At 56.8% G+C, this 17,921-nt stretch carries 15 protein-coding genes; all 15 read left to right on the top strand.

All coding sequences use genetic code 11. The features are described from left to right. Nucleotides 1-66 precede the first annotated feature (66 nt). The 15 genes from gyrA to BN873_RS16125 all read left to right on the top strand — a co-directional run bounded on the left by gyrA (nt 67) and on the right by BN873_RS16125 (nt 17,894). A complete protein-coding gene (gene gyrA, locus BN873_RS16195) occupies nt 67-2,676 on the top strand; it encodes a DNA gyrase subunit A (RefSeq protein ID WP_048676122.1) in 2,610 nt (869 codons plus the stop codon). After that, nucleotides 2,673-3,758: a prephenate dehydratase gene (pheA, locus tag BN873_RS16190; RefSeq protein ID WP_048676117.1), complete on the top strand. Its 1,086-nt coding sequence runs from the start codon at nt 2,673-2,675 to the stop codon at nt 3,756-3,758. Before gyrA ends, pheA begins: the two co-directional genes overlap by 4 nt. 76 nt (nt 3,759-3,834) lie before the next feature. After that, complete coding sequence (locus BN873_RS16185; RefSeq protein ID WP_053085426.1) at nt 3,835-4,785, top strand: class I SAM-dependent methyltransferase; 951 nt, start codon at nt 3,835-3,837, stop codon at nt 4,783-4,785. Between the two features lie 88 nt (nt 4,786-4,873). After that, nucleotides 4,874-5,998, top strand: coding sequence for a histidinol-phosphate transaminase (gene hisC, locus BN873_RS16180; RefSeq protein ID WP_048676115.1), 1,125 nt, complete (start codon nt 4,874-4,876; stop codon nt 5,996-5,998). 1 nt (nt 5,999) lies between these two features. After that, nucleotides 6,000-6,875, top strand: a complete 876-nt coding sequence (locus BN873_RS16175) for a prephenate dehydrogenase (protein ID WP_048676112.1) — start codon at nt 6,000-6,002, stop codon at nt 6,873-6,875. A gap of 23 nt (nt 6,876-6,898) precedes the next feature. Further along, nucleotides 6,899-8,215, top strand: a complete 1,317-nt coding sequence (aroA, locus tag BN873_RS16170; RefSeq protein WP_048676109.1) for a 3-phosphoshikimate 1-carboxyvinyltransferase — start codon at nt 6,899-6,901, stop codon at nt 8,213-8,215. After that, nucleotides 8,215-8,931: a (d)CMP kinase gene (gene cmk, locus BN873_RS16165; RefSeq protein ID WP_048676107.1), complete on the top strand. Its 717-nt coding sequence runs from the start codon at nt 8,215-8,217 to the stop codon at nt 8,929-8,931. The genes aroA and cmk overlap by 1 nt, the downstream gene beginning before the upstream one ends. Nucleotides 8,932-9,123: 192 nt before the next feature. Continuing rightward, the gene (rpsA, locus tag BN873_RS16160) at nt 9,124-10,797 is read left to right on the top strand and encodes a 30S ribosomal protein S1 (RefSeq protein ID WP_048676105.1); all 1,674 of its coding nucleotides are present in this window, start codon (nt 9,124-9,126) and stop codon (nt 10,795-10,797) included. Nucleotides 10,798-10,937: 140 nt separating this feature from the next. Next, nucleotides 10,938-11,243, top strand: coding sequence for an integration host factor subunit beta (locus tag BN873_RS16155; RefSeq protein WP_048676103.1), 306 nt, complete (start codon nt 10,938-10,940; stop codon nt 11,241-11,243). 131 nt (nt 11,244-11,374) lie between these two features. Next, a complete protein-coding gene (locus tag BN873_RS16150) occupies nt 11,375-11,677 on the top strand; it encodes a LapA family protein (RefSeq protein ID WP_048676101.1) in 303 nt (100 codons plus the stop codon). 25 nt (nt 11,678-11,702) lie between these two features. After that, the gene (gene lapB, locus BN873_RS16145; protein ID WP_048676100.1) at nt 11,703-12,872 is read left to right on the top strand and encodes a lipopolysaccharide assembly protein LapB; all 1,170 of its coding nucleotides are present in this window, start codon (nt 11,703-11,705) and stop codon (nt 12,870-12,872) included. Nucleotides 12,873-13,023: 151 nt separating this feature from the next. Continuing rightward, a complete protein-coding gene (locus tag BN873_RS19140) occupies nt 13,024-13,494 on the top strand; it encodes a ComEA family DNA-binding protein (RefSeq protein ID WP_071244374.1) in 471 nt (156 codons plus the stop codon). A gap of 113 nt (nt 13,495-13,607) precedes the next feature. Continuing rightward, nucleotides 13,608-14,858 carry a lipoprotein-releasing ABC transporter permease subunit gene (locus BN873_RS16135; protein WP_048676098.1) on the top strand — a complete coding sequence of 417 codons (1,251 nt, stop codon included), beginning with the start codon at nt 13,608-13,610 and terminating at the stop codon, nt 14,856-14,858. Next, the gene (gene lolD, locus BN873_RS16130) at nt 14,851-15,558 is read left to right on the top strand and encodes a lipoprotein-releasing ABC transporter ATP-binding protein LolD (RefSeq protein WP_048676095.1); all 708 of its coding nucleotides are present in this window, start codon (nt 14,851-14,853) and stop codon (nt 15,556-15,558) included. The genes BN873_RS16135 and lolD overlap by 8 nt, the downstream gene beginning before the upstream one ends. Further along, entirely contained in the window at nt 15,519-17,894 is a 2,376-nt protein-coding gene (locus BN873_RS16125; protein ID WP_139031753.1) for a DNA internalization-related competence protein ComEC/Rec2, read from the top strand. Before lolD ends, BN873_RS16125 begins: the two co-directional genes overlap by 40 nt. Nucleotides 17,895-17,921 lie beyond the last annotated feature (27 nt).

Below are 17,921 nucleotides of genomic sequence, written 5' to 3'. Positions count from 1 at the left end.
CCTCTATGGTATAATAAGCCGCTTAACCGCCAGGCTGGCCGGGCTTAATGCAGACAAAGGTCGCGAATGACTGAAATCGCCAAAGAAATCCTTCCGGTCAACCTGGAAGACGAAATGCGGCAGTCTTATCTCGATTACGCCATGAGCGTGATCGTGGGCCGCGCCCTGCCGGATGTGCGTGATGGTTTGAAACCGGTGCATCGGCGGGTGCTGTTCGCTATGAGCGAACTCGGCAACGATTGGAACAAGCCGTACAAGAAATCCGCCCGCGTCGTCGGTGATGTGATCGGCAAATACCATCCTCATGGTGATACCGCCGTTTACGACACCATCGTCCGCATGGCCCAGCCGTTTTCGTTGCGCTACATGCTGGTGGACGGGCAGGGCAATTTCGGCAGCATCGACGGCGACGCCCCCGCCGCCATGCGTTACACCGAAGTGCGCATGTCCCGGATCGCCCACGAATTATTGGCTGATCTCGATAAGGAAACCGTCGATTTCGCCCCCAATTACGACGAATCGGAACGCGAACCAGCGGTTTTCCCCACCCGCCTGCCGAATCTGCTGGTTAACGGTTCGTCCGGTATTGCCGTCGGTATGGCCACCAACATCCCGCCGCATAATCTCGGCGAAGTGGTGGATGCCTGCGTCGCGCTGATTGATGAGCCGAATTTAAGCATCGGCCAGCTCATGCGCCATATTCCGGGGCCGGATTTTCCCACCGCCGCGTTGATTAACGGCGCACACGGTATCCGCGATGCCTACGAAACCGGTCGGGGGCGGGTGCAGATGCGCGCCCGCACCGAGATTGAAACTGACGAAGCGCGCGGCCGCCAGGCGATCATCGTTACCGAGTTGCCCTATCAGGTGAATAAAGCCCGGCTGATCGAAAAAATCGCCGAACTGGTCAAGGATAAAAAGATCGAGGGCATCACCGAGCTACGCGATGAGTCTGACAAGGATGGGATGCGGATTTATATCGAACTGCGCCGCAACGAAAACGCGGAAGTGGTGTTGAATAACCTATTCCTGCACACGCCGTTGCAATGTGTGTTCGGGGTCAACATGGTCGCGCTGGTTGATGGCCAGCCGCGTCTGCTCAACCTCAAGCAGGTGCTGGAAGCGTTTCTTTCGCACCGGCGCGAAGTCGTGGTGCGTCGCACCGTCTTCGAGTTACGCAAGGCCCGCGAACGCGCCCATATCGTCGAAGGGCTGGCGGTGGCGCTGGCCAATCTTGACTCACTGATTGCGCTGATCCGTGCTGCCACCGATCCCGCCGCTGCTAAAGCCGCCCTGCTGGAGCGGGTCTGGGTGCCGGGTTTGGTCACTGAGCTGCTCGACCAATCTGGAGCGCTCACCTCACGACCGGACGATCTATCGGCGGAATACGGGTTGGTGGAAGGCGGTTATCGGCTGTCCCCGGTCCAGGCCCAGGCGATCCTTGATCTGCGGCTGCATCGCCTGACTGGGCTAGAGCAGCGCAAGTTGCTGGATGAATATCAAGAGTTGTTGAGCCGGATTCAGGCATTGCTGGCGATTCTCACCCAACCGCAGCGGCTGACGGCGGTGATTCGCGCCGAATTGCAGGAGTTACGCGCCCAATACGCCGATGCTCGCCGTACCGTCATCCAACCGGATGAGAGCAATCTCAATCTGGAGGATCTGATTACCGACGAAACCATGGTCGTTACCCTGTCGCACGCCGGCTATGTCAAATCGCAACCGCTGTCGCTGTATCGGGCGCAAAAGCGTGGCGGGCGTGGACGGGCGGCCACCACCGTCAGGGAAGAAGATTTCGTCGACAAGCTGTTCATCGCCAGCACTCACGATACCGTGCTGTGTTTTTCCAATCGCGGGAAGGTGTACTGGAAGAAGGTCTACGAGCTGCCCCAAGCTGGCCGGACGGCGCGCGGCAAGCCCATCGTCAATCTGCTGCCGCTGGAAGAAGGCGAGCGCATCAATGCGGTGCTGTCAGTGCGTGAGTTTGGCGATGACCATTACGTGTTTTTCGCCACTACCAACGGTACGGTCAAGAAAACCCCGCTGTCCGAATATTCCCGCCCGCGTCCTAGTGGCATCATCGCGATTGATCTGCGCGACGGTGATCAACTGGTCAATGTGGAACTGACGGATGGCCAGCGCGATGTGATGCTGTTCTCCGATGCTGGCAAGGCGGTGCGCTTTACCGAAACCGATGTGCGCGATACCGGCCGCTCGGCCTATGGCGTGCGCGGCATCCGGCTGGGCGAAGGCCAAAAAGTCATCGCGCTGATCGTAGTCGATGAAGGAACCGTGCTGACGGTGACCGAGAACGGTTTCGGCAAACGCACGCCGGCTGCCGAGTACGCGCGGCACGGTCGCGGCGGCCAGGGCGTCATCGCCATCCAGACCTCCGAGCGCAACGGTCGGGTGATCGGTGCGGTGCAGGTCGAAAACGATCACGAAATTATGCTGATTTCGGATGGCGGTACGCTGGTGCGGACCCGCGTCGGTGAAATCTCCGTGGTCGGTCGTAATGCGCAAGGGGTTAAATTGATCAGCCTGCAAGGCGAGGAGAAGCTGGCTGGGGTCGAGAAGATTGAGAGCATGGGCGAGCTGGAGAGTAACGGCGATGAAACCGAGGAGGATGCTGGCTCAGTGCCGGATGATGGCGAAAATGGTGAGGGGGTTGAATGAGCGAAGCGGATAGCTTGTTGGCGCTGCGCGAGCGGATCGACGCGCTCGATGGCCGGATTCAGGCGCTGATTGCCGAACGGGCGTGTTGCGCCCAACAGGTGGGCGCGCTCAAACAGGCCGCAGGCGCCACCGGCAATTTTTACCGCCCAGAGCGCGAGGCGCAGGTGTTGCGGCGGGTGATCGAAGCCAATAAGGGACCGCTCAGCGATGAGGCCATGGCCCGCTTATTCCGCGAGATCATGTCAGCCTGCCTGGCCCTGGAAGAGCCGCTGAGAATCGCTTTTCTCGGCCCTGAAGGGACCTTTACCCAGGCGGCCGCACTCAAGCATTTCGGCAAATCCATCCATAGCATCCCGCTGCGGGCCATTGATGAAGTGTTCCGCGAAGTGGAAGCCGGTTCGGCCGATTACGGCGTGGTGCCAGTAGAAAATTCGACCGAGGGCGTGGTCAATCACACCCTGGACATGTTCTTGCAATCGCCCTTGCGGATCTGCGGTGAGGTGCAAATGCGCATCAATCATCACCTCATCACCCGCGCCAGTGATCTGGGAGCCGTGCGCCGTATCTACTCGCATCGCCAGTCCCTGGCCCAGTGCCGGGAGTGGCTGGACGCCAATATGCCGCGCGTCGAGCAGATTGAAGTCAGCAGCAACGGTGAAGCGGCGCGGCGGGTAGGGGAGGAAACGGACGCAGCGGCCATCGCCGGTCAGTGCGCGGCCGATATCTATCAGATGCCGACGCTGGTGCGCAATATTGAGGATGAACCCAACAACACCACGCGGTTTTTGATCGTCGGTATGCAGCCGATTCAGCCCTCTGGTGATGACAAGACCGCGCTGCTGGTGGCCTCGCTGAATCGGCCCGGTGCCTTGTTCAAGCTGCTGGAGCCGCTGGCCCGCCATAATGTCAGCATGAACCGGATTGAATCCCGTCCCTCGCGGCGTGGCATGTGGGACTATGTGTTTTTCATCGACCTCGATGGTCATTCCCAAGATGAACCGGTGGCCGGGGCGTTGGCTGAACTGAGTGAACAGGCCAGTTTATTCCGGGTGTTGGGTTCGTATCCGAAGGGTGTGTTGTAGTAATTTTTATTTAATGGCAATGATGGCTAAATTATAAAATAGATTTCTATGAAAATGCGTAATCTCTGGAGAAAGCATGCTTGATTCATATATTATCGAATTTGTTGCAACCGAGAAAAATTTTAATGAGGAGGGCTACCTTTTATCTAACCCTGATGTTGCAAAAGCTGTAAAGGAAGGAAGATTGAGATCGGGCCGTAAGCATTTTGATTTGTTTGGTAGAAAAGAAGGCAGAAAGATACGTTTGCCTTCATCTTTGATATTGGAATCAAAGAAAAAGAAGCTTGAAAGAATTAGGCCCCTCCTTCGTAAGGATATAAGTTATATTGAAAAGAATAATTGTTATGATTTTTTAAGCGAAGAGTTAAGATCAAAGTTCAATATTATTGAGACTGATGCTATTAGCGGCTGCGGTTATGACACTTATGGAATTGAAATAATCGAGAAAAATGCAGAAGGATTAGTATTGGATTGTGGCGCTGGAAGGAGACCCGTTTATTTTGATAATGTTGTTAATTTTGAGATTGTTGATTTCGATACAACTGATGTGCGTGGCGTTGGCGAGGATCTTCCTTTTGTTGACCAAGCGTTTGATGCTGTACTTTCAATAGCTGTTTTAGAACATGTAAAGGACCCTTTTTTATGCGCAAAGGAAATCTCTAGAGTGATAAAACCTGGAGGAGACCTAATGTGTTGTGTTCCATTTCTGCAGCCATTTCATGCGCATCCACACCATTATTATAATATGACTGGTCAAGGAATCCAGAATTTGTTTTCCGATTATCTCTGTATTGATAAAGTTACTGTCTATGATAGCCTGCTTCCAATTTCATCTTTAACTTGGATTTTGCGTAGTTGGGCAGATGGACTTCAAGGTAAAACAAAAAAAGATTTTATGAATTTAAGAGTTTCGGATCTTATTGGGGATATAGGAAATTACTTAGATAAGCCATTTGTAAGAGAGTTGTCTATGGAAAAAAATCTTGAACTTGCAAGCGCGACTGTGCTTTTTGCGCATAAGGAATAATAGCAGCAGAGATTATGCATTTGAATGACAACCAAATGCCCTCTATGCAATATCTAGAATACAATCTTATAGATTTGAGATTTATGGAATGAACCACAATTTTTTTTCTATTGCCGCTCCCGGCGCCCGTACCTTGCAACCGTATCAACCCGGCAAGCCAGAAAGCGAACTGCGCCGGGAATACGGGTTGAGCGACATCGTGAAGCTGGCGTCCAACGAAAACCCACTCGGCCCCAGTCCCAAAGGGCTGGCTGCTGTGCGGGAAGCGTTGGCCGGTCTTGCCCGTTATCCCGACGGTAACGGTTTCGAGTTGAAAGCGGCGTTATCAGAGCGGCTTGGCGTACCGATGGCGGCGTTGACGCTTGGCAACGGTTCCAATGACGTACTGGAATTGGTAGCGCGGGCGTTTCTGACGCCAGAACACGAAGCTATTTTTTCCGAACACGCATTCGCCGTGTATCCCATCGTCACTCAGGCCATCGGTGCCACTGCGCGTGTCGCCAAGGCCAATCCGCCCGATCACGAGATGCCTTACGGTCATGATCTCGCCGCCATGCGCTCGCTGGTCAACGACCGGACCCGTGTCGCCTTTATCGCCAATCCCAATAATCCGACCGGCACCTGGCTGAAAACCGCCGAGCTGGAAGGATTTCTGAAGTCGATGCCCGAACAGGTCATCGTGGTGGTGGATGAGGCGTATTTCGAATATGTCGAGCCGGTGCTGGATTGCCCCGATGCGTTGAAGTGGCTCGGTCATTTTCCCAACTTAGTGGTGACGCGCACCTTTTCCAAGGCGTATGGTCTGGCCGGTTTGCGGGTCGGTTACGCCGTGTCCGATCCCCAGGTGGCTGATTTGTTGAACCGGGTCAGAGAACCGTTCAACGTCAATAGCCTGGCGCTGGCGGCGGCCACAGCGGCGCTGGATGATGCCGAGCATTTGGAGAATGGTAAAGCGGTCAACCGCGCGGGTATGGCGAATTTGCTGGCTTTCTGTCGCCAGCATGGACTGAACTGGTTACCCTCGGCGGGGAATTTCCTGTGTATTGATGTCGGTCGCCCAGGTCGAGAGGTCTATCTCGAACTGCTGAAATGTGGCGTCATCACCCGTCCGGTTGACAATTATGGTTTGCCCCGCTTTCTACGGATCAGCATCGGCACCGAAGCGGAAAATGCCCGGCTGCTCGCTGCCCTGGCTGAGGTGCTGAATCGCTGATATGAGCACGCAACCCTTCATCCCACGACTATGCGTCATTGGTGTCGGCTTGATCGGCGGTTCGTTGGCCCGTTCGCTGCGCGAACAGGGCAAGGTCGGTGAGGTGATCGGTTCCGGCCGCAACGAGGAAAATTTACGCACAGCCGTGCATTTGGGCGTGGTGGATCGCTATGACATTGATCCGACTAACGCAGTGGTCGGCGCGGATGTGGTGGTGATCGCTGTTCCGCTCGGCGCCATAGGCGAAGTGCTGCGCGCTATTGTTCCTCATCTTGCAGCCCATGCGGTGGTGACCGATGTCGGTAGCGCCAAAGGGAGCGTCGTCGCTGATATCGAACGGGTTTACGGCCATATTCCCCCTCACTTCGTTCCTGGGCATCCGATTGCAGGCACTGAACGGAGTGGAGTCGAGGCATCGTTTGCCACTTTGTTCCAGAATCGGCGGGTTATCCTGACGCCGCTGGCGGAAACCGATGCCGCCGCACATCGCCTGATCAGAACAATGTGGGAGTTCACGGGCGCCGAAGTCGTCGATATGGGGGTGCGCCATCATGATGTAGTGCTGGCGGCGACCAGCCATTTACCCCACATGCTAGCCTATACGTTGGTAGACACCCTGGCACGACTGGATGATCGGGCGGAGATTTTTCGCTATGCGGCCGGCGGCTTCCGGGATTTCACCCGAATCGCCTCCAGCGATCCGCGCATGTGGCACGATATCTGTGTGGCCAACCGTGAGCAACTGTTAGAGATGATTGCGCTGTTTAGCGCCGATCTGGAGCAATTGGCTGGTGCGATCCGCAACGGTGACCAGAGCGTAATTCTGACGCTTTTTGAGCGAGCCAAGCGTGCCCGCGATAATCTCTATCTCGATTGAATCCTTTCGCTTAACTCTTTCCCATGACTGAATTAAATTTTGTGGTCGAGCCTGGTGGCGCTTTACGTGGCCGCTTGCGGGTTCCGGGCGATAAATCGATTTCCCATCGGGCGATCATGCTTGGTGCGTTGGCCGATGGAGCGACCACGATCAGCGGTTTTTTGGAAGGTGAGGATTGCCTTGCCACGTTGCGCGCTTTTCGTGCTATGGGCGTGCGTATTGAGGGACCGGAGAGCGGACAAGTCACCGTCCATGGTGTCGGTTTGCACGGTCTGCACCCGCCCACCGAGGTGCTGGATATGGGCAATTCCGGTACGTCGATGCGGTTGATGGCCGGTATCCTGGCCGGGCAGACTTTTGACACCACCTTGATGGGCGACGCCTCACTCATGCGGCGGCCGATGGGGCGCGTAACGGCGCCACTGGCGCAAATGGGCGCCCAAATCGACAGTGCTGTCCAAGGTACCGCCCCGCTACGGATTCACGGTGGTCAGCGCCTGATAGGCATTGATTATCCGCTGCCGGTGGCCAGTGCCCAGGTAAAATCCTGTTTACTGCTGGCCGGCCTCTATGCCCAGGGTGTCACCCGTATTACCGAACCGGCGCCGACGCGCGATCATACCGAGCGAATGTTGGAAGCCTTCAGTTATCCGCTGCAACGTGACAATGAACGAACCGTGGCGCTGGCTGGCGGTGGACGGTTACTTGGGGCTGAGATCGATGTGCCGGCCGATTTGTCTTCAGCGGCCTTCTTCCTGGTAGGCGCCAGCATTGCTCCGGGTTCGGATCTGGTGCTGGAGCATGTGGGTCTCAACCTGACTCGTAGCGGTGTGATCGATATTCTGCGATTGATGGGCGCCGATATCGAAGTGCTTGAGCCGCGCTTGGCCGGTACTGAGCCGGTCGCTGATCTACGGGTACGCTATGCTCCTTTGCGGGGTTTGCGCATCCCAGCCGCGTTTGCTCCACTGGCCATTGACGAACTGCCCGCTCTCTTCGTGGCCGCCGCCTGTGCCGAGGGGGAAACGGTATTTGCCGGTGCTGAGGAGTTGCGGGTCAAGGAAAGCGACCGGATTCAAGCGATGGCCGATGGCCTTACCGCCTTGGGCATCACCGCACAACCGTTACCGGACGGGATCATTATCCAGGGTGGCGATTTGGCGGGCGGTTTGATCGACAGTCACGGCGATCATCGTATCGCCATGAGTTTCTCGGTCGCCGCATTGCGCGCCGCTGGTCCGATCCGTGTGTGCGATTGCGCCAACGTCAACACCTCGTTTCCTGATTTCGTGAGCTTATCCCGCAGTGTGGGCTTGGCGATTACGGAGCTAAGCAAATAATGGTTGCTGGAGTCAGCGATGCATTGGCTCCAGTGATTACCGTCGATGGCCCAAGCGGTGTTGGCAAGGGCACGCTTTGCCAAGCACTTGCCACTCGCCTGGGTTGGCCTTTGCTCGACAGTGGGGCGTTGTATCGGCTGACCGCTTTAGCCGCGCTGCGCCAAGGTTTATCGCTGAAAGACGAGAGCGGATTGGTGGCGGTCGCCGCCCAGCTTGACGCGGCATTCGTTTCCGGTCCCGATGGCACGATTCGTATCCTGCTGAATGGCCTTGATACCGGGCCTGAGTTACGCGCTGAGACGTGTGCCGCCGCCGCTTCTCAGGTGGCGATTTGGCCGGCTGTGCGGGCGGCGCTTCTGCAAAGGCAACGTAATTTTCGGCGGTTTCCCGGACTGATCGCCGATGGTCGAGACATGGGTACCGTGGTGTTCCCAGACGCTCAACTAAAGTTATTTCTCACTGCCAGTGGTGAAGAGCGTGCCCAACGCCGCTATAACCAGTTGAGAGAAAAAGGAATGGATGTTAACCTTAAAAATCTGGTCGAAGAAATAAATGTGCGCGATACGCGGGATGCCACAAGGACAGTCGCTCCGCTTGAGCCGGCTGCGGATGCGCGGGTTGTGGACACGACCCTGCTGAGTATGGTGGACGTGTTCAACTGGGCTTTCGCGTTTGTCGTCGAACTGTTTCCCGGCGCGGTCAATCCCTCGCAATAATGCGTTACGCCGGTAGAACTTGCTTCAACGCTGAAGGATTGAAGAATATTTGGGAAATGGAATGTTGTTGCCGGCTGTTAACAACGCTGCAACAGGCGGATATCCCGAAAAGCGGTTCGGAGCCTTGATGCCGAATCTTGTATTCCAACTAACCTGTGGCGGTCTATGGTCGCCGTTTTTGAGCAATAACCCATGATCGAAAGTTTTGCCGAACTGTTTGAACAGAGCTTAGCCGACAAGCAAATGCAGCCTGGCGCCATCGTTCAGGGCTTGGTGGTCGCCATCCGCCAGGACGTCGTGGTCGTCAATGCTGGCTTGAAGTCGGAAGGGCTGATTCCGCTCGAACAGTTTTACAACGAGGAAGGTGTTCTCGAAGTGAAGGTGGGCGACCAAATTGAGGTTGCCTTGGACGCGCTGGAAGACGGATTCGGAGAAACCCGGCTGTCGCGTGAGAAAGCCAAGCGTGCCCGGATTTGGAGTGCGCTGGAACAAGCGTTCGAGAAAGAAGAGATTGTCAAAGGCTTGATTAGCGGTAAGGTCAAGGGCGGTTTCACGGTGGATATCGGCGAGATTCGGGCGTTCCTGCCGGGGTCGTTGGTGGACGTGCGACCGGTGCGCGATGCTGGCTATCTGGAAGGCAAAGAGCAAGACTTTAAAGTGATCAAGCTTGACCGGCGCCGCAATAACGTCGTGGTTTCCCGGCGTGCGGTGGTGGAGCAGGAATACAGCGCGGAACGCGAGGCCTTGCTGCAAAATCTGCAAGAAGGTCAGGTGGTCGATGGTATGGTCAAGAATCTGACCGACTATGGCGCGTTCCTGGATTTGGGTGGCATCGATGGTCTGTTGCATATCACCGATATGGCCTGGCGGCGTGTGAAACACCCCTCCGAGGTGGTCAACGTCGGCGACACCATCAAAGTCAAGGTGCTTAAGTTCGACCGCGACCGTAACCGCGTCTCGTTGGGTCTTAAACAACTGGGCGATGATCCCTGGATCGCTTTGGCCCGCCGCTATCCGGTCGGTACTCGCGTGTTCGGCAAGGTCACCAACATTGCTGAGTACGGCTGTTTTGTCGAGATCGAAGAGGGCGTCGAAGGGTTGGTTCATGTCTCTGAAATGGATTGGACCAACAAAAATGTCAATCCGAATAAAGTGGTGGCCTTGGGCGATGAAGTCGAGGTCATGGTGCTGGATATCGACGAGGATCGTCGGCGCATTTCGCTCGGTATGAAACAGTGCCAGCAGAATCCCTGGGAAGAATTCGACCAGAATCACGCCAAGGGTGACCGCGTTTCGGGCAAGATCAAGTCGATTACCGACTTTGGCATTTTCATCGGCCTGGATGGTGGCATTGACGGCTTGGTCCATCTGTCGGATATTTCCTGGAATGCTCCCGGCGAAGAAGCGGTTCGCCAATACAAGAAAGGTCAGGAAGTTGAGGCGGTGGTGCTGGCGGTTGATCCCGAACGAGAGCGGATTTCGCTGGGCATCAAACAACTCGACAAGGACCCATTCTCCAACTTCGTCGCCGATCATCCCAAGGGCAGTGTGGTCAAGGGGCGGATCGTCTCGGTCGATGCCAAGGGGGCTTTGGTGGATTTGGGCCATGGCATCGAGGGCACGCTGCGCGCTTCTGAGTTGACCCGCGAACGGATTGAGGACGCGCGCTCAATGCTAAAGGAGGGTGAAGAGGTGGAGGCCAAGTTTATCGGCGTTGACCGCAAGAATCGCGCGATTACCTTGTCGGTGAAGGCGAAGGATATGGCTGAAGAAGCCGAAGTGTTGCAAGATTACAGTCGCAAATCGAGCACTGGCGCCACGTTGGGTGATATCTTCAAGGAGCAGATGGGCGCTCAGGATGACTAGCGAGTCTGTCGGTGGGCTAGTAACGCCCGCCGTTCCGTGCCGCCGCTCTGCGATTCAGGGCGGCGGGATTCACTCGGAATTTCCTTGATTGGCGGCGCTGGGTTGGCAAAGGCTATGCCCTGATGCCGGAGGGAGGGTTTATGACAAAATCAGAGCTGATCGAGATTCTTGCCCGCAAGCGGAACGATATTCCCTATCGAGATATCGAACAGGCGGTCAAGACCCTATTGGAGCAAATGAGCGAGTCGCTGGCCAATGGTGAGCGGATCGAAATCCGTGGATTTGGTAGCTTTTCGCTGCATTTTCGACCCCCGCGGGTGGGACGTAATCCAAAGACTGGGGATGCGGTCTCCTTAACCGGCAAATATGTCCCTCACTTCAAGCCCGGTAAGGAATTGCGGGAACGGGTCAATGAGCGCTATGACGCTACCGATGGCGCGAGTTAGGTTGGAAATTTTTCCTCAAACCGCCCGGTTGTCGTGCGCCGTTCAAAAACCCACGGTATAGTGGGTTTTTTGTTGCAAGACCGTAAACGATTGAGCGCGTTGATTTCAGGCTATTCAGGTGGGGGGAATCCATGTTTTTAATCAAATTTATTCTGGTCGCTGCAATTTTGCTGGTCGTTTTGTTGATCGGTGTGGAGTTTTCCACCTTAAATGCCGATCCCGTTACCATCAAATATCTACTGGGCGCGACGACGATCCCGCTGTCCTTAGCGATGATCAGCGCTTTCGCGGTGGGGGCATTGTTGGCAGCGTTGATTGGAGCCTCCATGGTGTTACCGCTACGCTGGCAGCTTAACCGCTTGCGGCAGTCTGTGTTGACCAAAGATCAGGAAATCAATCTGTTGGCCAAAAAGGTGGGACGGGATATCCGTTGAAGCCGGATCGTGTCGTTGCCGGGTCATGATTGAGCTTCTGTGGCTGCTGCTGCCGGTTGCCGCCGCTTCCGGTTGGTGGGTGGCGAACCGTCAGGCGGCTAAATCAGGCGGATCGACGGTCGGCAGCGCCGAGTATTTCAAGGGACTGAATTATTTGATCAACGATAAGCCCGATCAGGCCATTGAAGTGCTCACCCGGATGGCTGACGTGGATCAGGATACGGCCGAGATCCATCTGGCGTTGGGTAATCTTTTCCGCCGTCGCGGCGAGGTGGATCGGGCCATCCATATCCACGGCAGCCTCATCGCCCGAACCCATCTGACGGTTGACCAGCGGCACGGGGCGGTGCTGGAACTGGGCGAAGACTATTTGCGCGCGGGCCTGTTCGACCGTGCGGAAGCGTTATTTCAAGAGTTGCTTGATCAACCTGATTACATGGAAGTTGCGATCTCGCGGTTGATTTACATTTTTCAGCAAGAAAAGGATTGGTGCCAGGCGATCCATTATTGTGATCGGCTGGAGCGGATGGGCGGGGAATCTAAGAGAAAGGAGACTGCCCATTTCTGTTGTGAATTGGCTGAGGCGGCCAGCACGCGGGGAGAGGGCGTCGAAGCCAAGAAGTGGCTGCTGGATGCGCTGCGGCGCGATCCTGGCTGCGCGCGCGCCAATCTGTTGCTTGGCGGTTTCGCTGTGCAGGCCGGCGATTATCGGGCTGCCATTGAAGCGCTCCAAGCGGTCGAACGCCAAGATCCAGGGTACTTTCCTGAGGTGATCGCCCCGCTCGGCGCCTGTTTTGTAGCCGTGGGACGACCGGATGAGTGGGTGCAGTACTTACGGGAAGTTCAGGCGCGAGACCATGGCGGGCGTGTCACTGACGCTTTGGCCGAGTGGTTGTTGCAGCGGAAAGGCGAAGAAGCCACAGTCCAGTTTCTTAATCGCGAGCTGCAAACGTATCCGACCTTGCTGGGTTTGCGTCGGTTGGTTGAAATCAAGCTCGCGCGCGGCGAGGGGGCCGAATACGCCGATTTACAAGCTTTGCACGCCATCAGCACGCAATTACTGAATAATGCCGCTCGCTATCGTTGCGCTGCCTGTGGGTTTATAGTCAAAACCCTGCACTGGTGCTGCCCCAGTTGCCAGCAGTGGAATACCATCAAACCGATGGCGGATTTGGTGATCGGCACACCTCGTTGAGCGGGCCAACTCAATCACGGCCTGTTTCACCGATGGTTGCGTATTTGGCAAACGACTGATCAAATTGTATTTTTTAAGTTTCACCTTTATAGTTTTCGCCGCTGTCGGCTTGGTCTGACAGCGATTGATAACCGAACGAGGAGATGAAGCAATGAAAGGCTTGCATGTGTTGCTCGGCTTGATTCTGGCCCTCTTTTCTACCGTGACCTTTGCCCAAATGGTCGATATCAATACGGCGACAGCCGATCAGCTCGAAAAGGGCTTGAAAGGGATCGGCCCGGCGAAAGCGGCCGCTATCGTCAAGTATCGCCAGGAGCATGGGGCGTTTCAATCCGTGGATGATTTAGGCAAAGTGCCTGGGGTTGGCGACAAAACCGTGCTGGGCGTTAAGGCTTCGGCGACGGTGGGGGGAGGAACTTCAGCGCTGCCGAGTACATCGGCGCTGACCAAGAAGGTGCCAACGGTGCCGGCTACGTCCACCGTACCGAGTACATCAACGTTGACCAATAAGGTGCCAACGGTGCCGGCTACGCCCACCGTACCGGCTACGCCATCGGTGCCAGCGGCTGTGACGACGCCTGTTAAACCAAAAATCCCTGCTGCGGCGCTGCCCAAGCAGTAAAATCTCAATTGGCCCATCCCCGGTGTAAGACTTGGCCGCCCAACGGGCGGCCAATGCATTATGACGGCGCGCCTTCTCCTATCCCGGATTACCCGCCAAGCTGAATCGTACCTATGTTTCGTCCTCTCGAATTGTTCATCGGTCTGCGTTACACCCGAGCCAAGCGTCGCAATCACTTCGTCTCCTTTATCTCTTTGAGTTCAGTGCTTGGCATCGCCTTGGGGATTACCGCTTTGATTACCGTTTTGTCGGTCATGAACGGCTTTCAAGAAGAGGTACGCGGGCGGATTTTGGCGATGACCCCACATGCCACCATCAACCGCTGGAGCGGTGCCGTTGAGGATTGGAAGGCGGTGCGAGATTGGGCGCTGGAAGATGCGCGAGTGGTGGGTGGTGCCCCTTATATCCGTGGCGAAGCCATGTTGAATAACGCCTCGCTGGTTAGCGGCGCGTTGGTACAGGGTATCTTGCCAGCCGAGGAAAATAAGGTCTCGGATATCGGTAGCAAAATGGTGCAGGGGACGTTAGACGAGTTACGGCCTGGCCAGTTTGGCATCATTCTCGGTCAGGCATTGGCCAATGCGTTGGGGGTGGTGGTGGGTGATAAGATCACCGTGATTACGCCCCAAGCCAGCGTTACACCCGCTGGGATTTTGCCACGCTTGAAGCGCTTTGATGTGGTTGGCTTGTTCAAGGCAGGGATGTACGAATATGACCGAGGTTTGGCGCTGATCCATGTCGAGGATGCCGCTAAGCTATTTCAATATCCAGAGGGTACGGTGAATGGGGTTCGCTTGAAATTGCATGACTTGTTCATGGCGCCGCGTTTCTCCCGCGAACTCGCCGGCAAATTACCGGAAACCTTCGTGGCCCGCGACTGGACTCAAGATCACGCCAGCTATTTTCGGGCGGTGCAGATTGAAAAGACCGCGATGTTTGTCATCTTGACGCTGATCGTTGCCGTTGCTGCTTTCAACATCGTTTCGATGCTGGTGATGGTGGTGACCGATAAGCAAGCTGACATAGCCATCTTGCGCACGCTGGGGGCAACTCCGCGCTCGGTGATGGGAATTTTTATCGTCCAAGGCATGACCATCGGGCTGGTCGGCACCGTGCTGGGCTTAATAGGCGGGGTGGCTTTAGCAACCCATGTCGATGTGGTGGTGCCGTTTATCGAGCGGTTATTCAGCGTCAAGATCCTCGCCCCGGATGTTTATTTGATCAGTGATATTCCCTCAAAAGTCCAATGGAGCGATGTCATCACCATCGGCTTGGTGGCGTTTGGGTTGGCGACGTTAGCGACACTGTATCCGGCATGGCGCGCTGCTCGCACCCAGCCGGCCGAGGCGCTGCGTTATGAATGAGGCAGCCATCGTGAGCCAAGCGCAGGCCGTATTGGAATGTCGTGAGCTGGCCAAGACGTTTCGGCAAGGTGAAGAGTCATTGCAGGTCCTGCGCAATATCAGCTTGCAGGTTCAGCGTGGGGAACGGGTCGCCATCATCGGCAGTTCCGGGTCAGGTAAAAGCACGTTACTGCATTTGCTGGGTGGATTGGATACGCCGACCACCGGCTCGGTATGGGTATCCGGCCAGGAATTGAGCCGGATGAGCGACGCGGATCGGGGGCGGTTGCGCAATCGTTGCCTGGGATTTGTCTACCAGTTTCACCATTTGTTACCGGAATTCACCGCACTGGAAAATGTAGCAATGCCGTTGTTGATTCGCGGCAACGCGCCCAAACGCGCTGCTGAACAAGCCGCTGCCTTGTTAGCACGGGTGGGGCTGAAAGAGCGTTTAACGCATCGTCCCGGCGAGTTATCCGGCGGCGAGCGCCAGCGGGCGGCGGTGGCGCGTGCCCTGATCACTGAGCCGGCCTGCGTATTGGCCGATGAACCGACAGGCAACTTGGACCGCCATAGCGCTGAGCAGGTCTTTGAACTGATGCTGGAATTAAACCGCGATCTGGGGACCAGCTTCGTCATCGTCACCCATGACCTTGCGTTGGCCGCACGCGCTGAGGCCCTGTGGCGGCTAAACGATGGGGTGTTGGTGCGGGAACGCTGATCGGTGGGTGGCCATCAATGCGCTGGGGGGCCATCGCCTTTTTGGTCGGTATCCTGATCCTGCAAAGCTTACCGGAGCTACCGGGGCGGGGTTGGAGTGCAGCATGGCCAGCGGTGGTGCTGGTGGGGATCACGGTGCCCTGGTTGCGATTATTAGCCTGGGGCAGCGCTGGCTTTTTGTGGGCCTTATTGTTGGCCGCGCCAACTGCGAGATTACCGGCGGCGCTGGAAGGTGCTGAGTTGTCGGTAGACGGTTGGATTGCCGCGCTACCGGAGCAGGAAAGGCGGAGTGTACGGTTCGAATTTATGGTGGCAAATGCCCGAAAGGGCGAGCGACCAGTCTTAGAACTGGTCGGCCAGCGCTTACGGTTGGCATGGTGGGATGAACCGGCCGATGGCGAAGAACGTGCGGTGGAATCAAATCCACCCTTGCAGGTCGGTGACCGCTGGGCTTTCACGGCCCGCTTGCGGCAACCACGCGGTCTGTCGAATCCAGGCGGATTCGACTACGAGCAGTGGTTGTATGCCAAGGGTATTGTGGCGACGGGGAGTGTTCGCCGACAACCATTGCCGCAACGTTTAGCAGTTGCCGAGCGTTACCCGGTTGACCGCTATCGCGCGCGAATCGCTGAGGATTTCGAGCGACAACTACCAGAGAATCCGTTCGTCGGGGTTCTGGTCGCGTTGGCGGTGGGTGAAGAAGGCGGTATTTCGTCCCGGCAATGGGAGGTGTTCAATCGCACCGGCATCGGTCATCTGATGTCGGTATCAGGTTCCCACATCGGCTTAGTCGCTGGGATGGTCTTTGCCCTGTTTTTGGGGATCTGGCGACGGGTTCCAGAACTGGCTCTGCGGTGGCCGGCGCGGCGGGCGGCAGCGGTAGCAGCGCTAATGGGGGCAGGCGGTTACACCCTAATCTCCGGTTTATCCGTGCCAGCGCAACGGGCATTTTTGATGGCAGCGGTGGCGATGGTGGCGTTGATCATCCAGCGCCCGGCCGCGCCTAGTCGAATTTTGGCGCTCGCGCTGTTAGCTGTTCTGCTTTACGATCCCGCCGCGCCTCTGCTGGCGGGATTTTGGCTGTCATTCGGCGCGGTCGCGGCGATTGTCTATAGCACCAGCGGCCGTTGGTGCGAGCGGGCTTGGCTCAGCCAGACGGTCGGTTTGCAGCTTAAGCTCACGGTGGCGCTGCTGCCGCCGACTTTGATCTATTTTCAACAATTTCCCTTACTGTCGCCGCTCGCTAATTTTCTCGCAATTCCCTGGGTGGGCTGCACCGTGCTGCCATTGAGCCTGCTGGCGGCGCTGGTGGGACCGGTCAGCACCGCGCTACAAACCTTTTTGCTGGAACTGGCCGCGCTGACGATGGCGGGGTTGTGGCAGATCCTGCTATGGCTGGAACATTGGCCTGGTGCGGTGTTGTCCTGGCCGGGGCCACCTTGGTGGACGCTGCTTTTCGCGGTGCCGGGGATGTTATTGTTGCTGGCCCCACGCGGTTTGGCGGGCCGCTGGTTGGGGTTGCCGCTGTGTTTGCCGCTGTTGTGGCCGCCGTTGCCGACGCCGGAGCCAGGTGGTTTTTGGTTCACCTTATTGGATGTTGGCCCTGGCTTGGCCGGAGTCATCCGCACTCAACATCATGTCTTGGTCTACGATACCGGCCCGCGTCTGGGCGCGGAGCTGGATGCTGGTCGGGCGGTGCTGGTGCCTTTTCTGCGTCGGCAAGGTATCCGGCAGGTGGATCGCTTGCTGATCAGCCACGCCGACAAGCAGCATACTGGCGGCGTTCGCTCAGTGTTGGAATTGATGCCAGTGGCGGAGATCGCAACGGCCTCTCTGGAAGAGACGCCCATTGCTGGCGCGAAGCGGTGTCAGGCCGGCCAAGCATGGCAATGGGATGGCGTGCAATTTCAACTGTTGCATCCGCCAGAGACCGGATTTACCGCTGATGATGCCTCCTGTGTGCTCCAAGTCGTGGGGCCGGCTGGGCGGTTGTTGTTACCGGGTGATATTGAAACTGCGGCCCAAACGGCGTTGGTTGCCGGCTATGGCGCCGAGTTGGCGGCCGATGTGTTGGTCGCTCCTCATCACGGCCATCGTGATCGGGTCACTTCAGCGTTTCTGGATGCGGTACGGCCGCGCTATGTGCTGTTTGCCACCGGTTATCGCAACCGGTTCGGCTATCCGCGTCCCGACACGGTGGCGCGCTATCAGGCGACCGGCGCTAGCTTGCTCGATACCGGTTACGAGGGGGCGCTGACGTTTCAATGGACGCCGGATCAGCCCCTTTTGCTGGAGCGTCATCGCCGTGAGCATCGTCATTACTGGATGGCGCCCTGATGCGGGTATCACACCAAATCCGGTATC

Source organism: Candidatus Competibacter denitrificans Run_A_D11, assembly GCF_001051235.1.
In the GTDB taxonomy this organism is placed as follows: Bacteria; Pseudomonadota; Gammaproteobacteria; order Competibacterales; family Competibacteraceae; genus Competibacter_A; species Competibacter_A denitrificans.
Note: the sequence above shows the minus strand (reverse complement) of the source record. Positions and strands in the feature narration are given on the sequence as shown.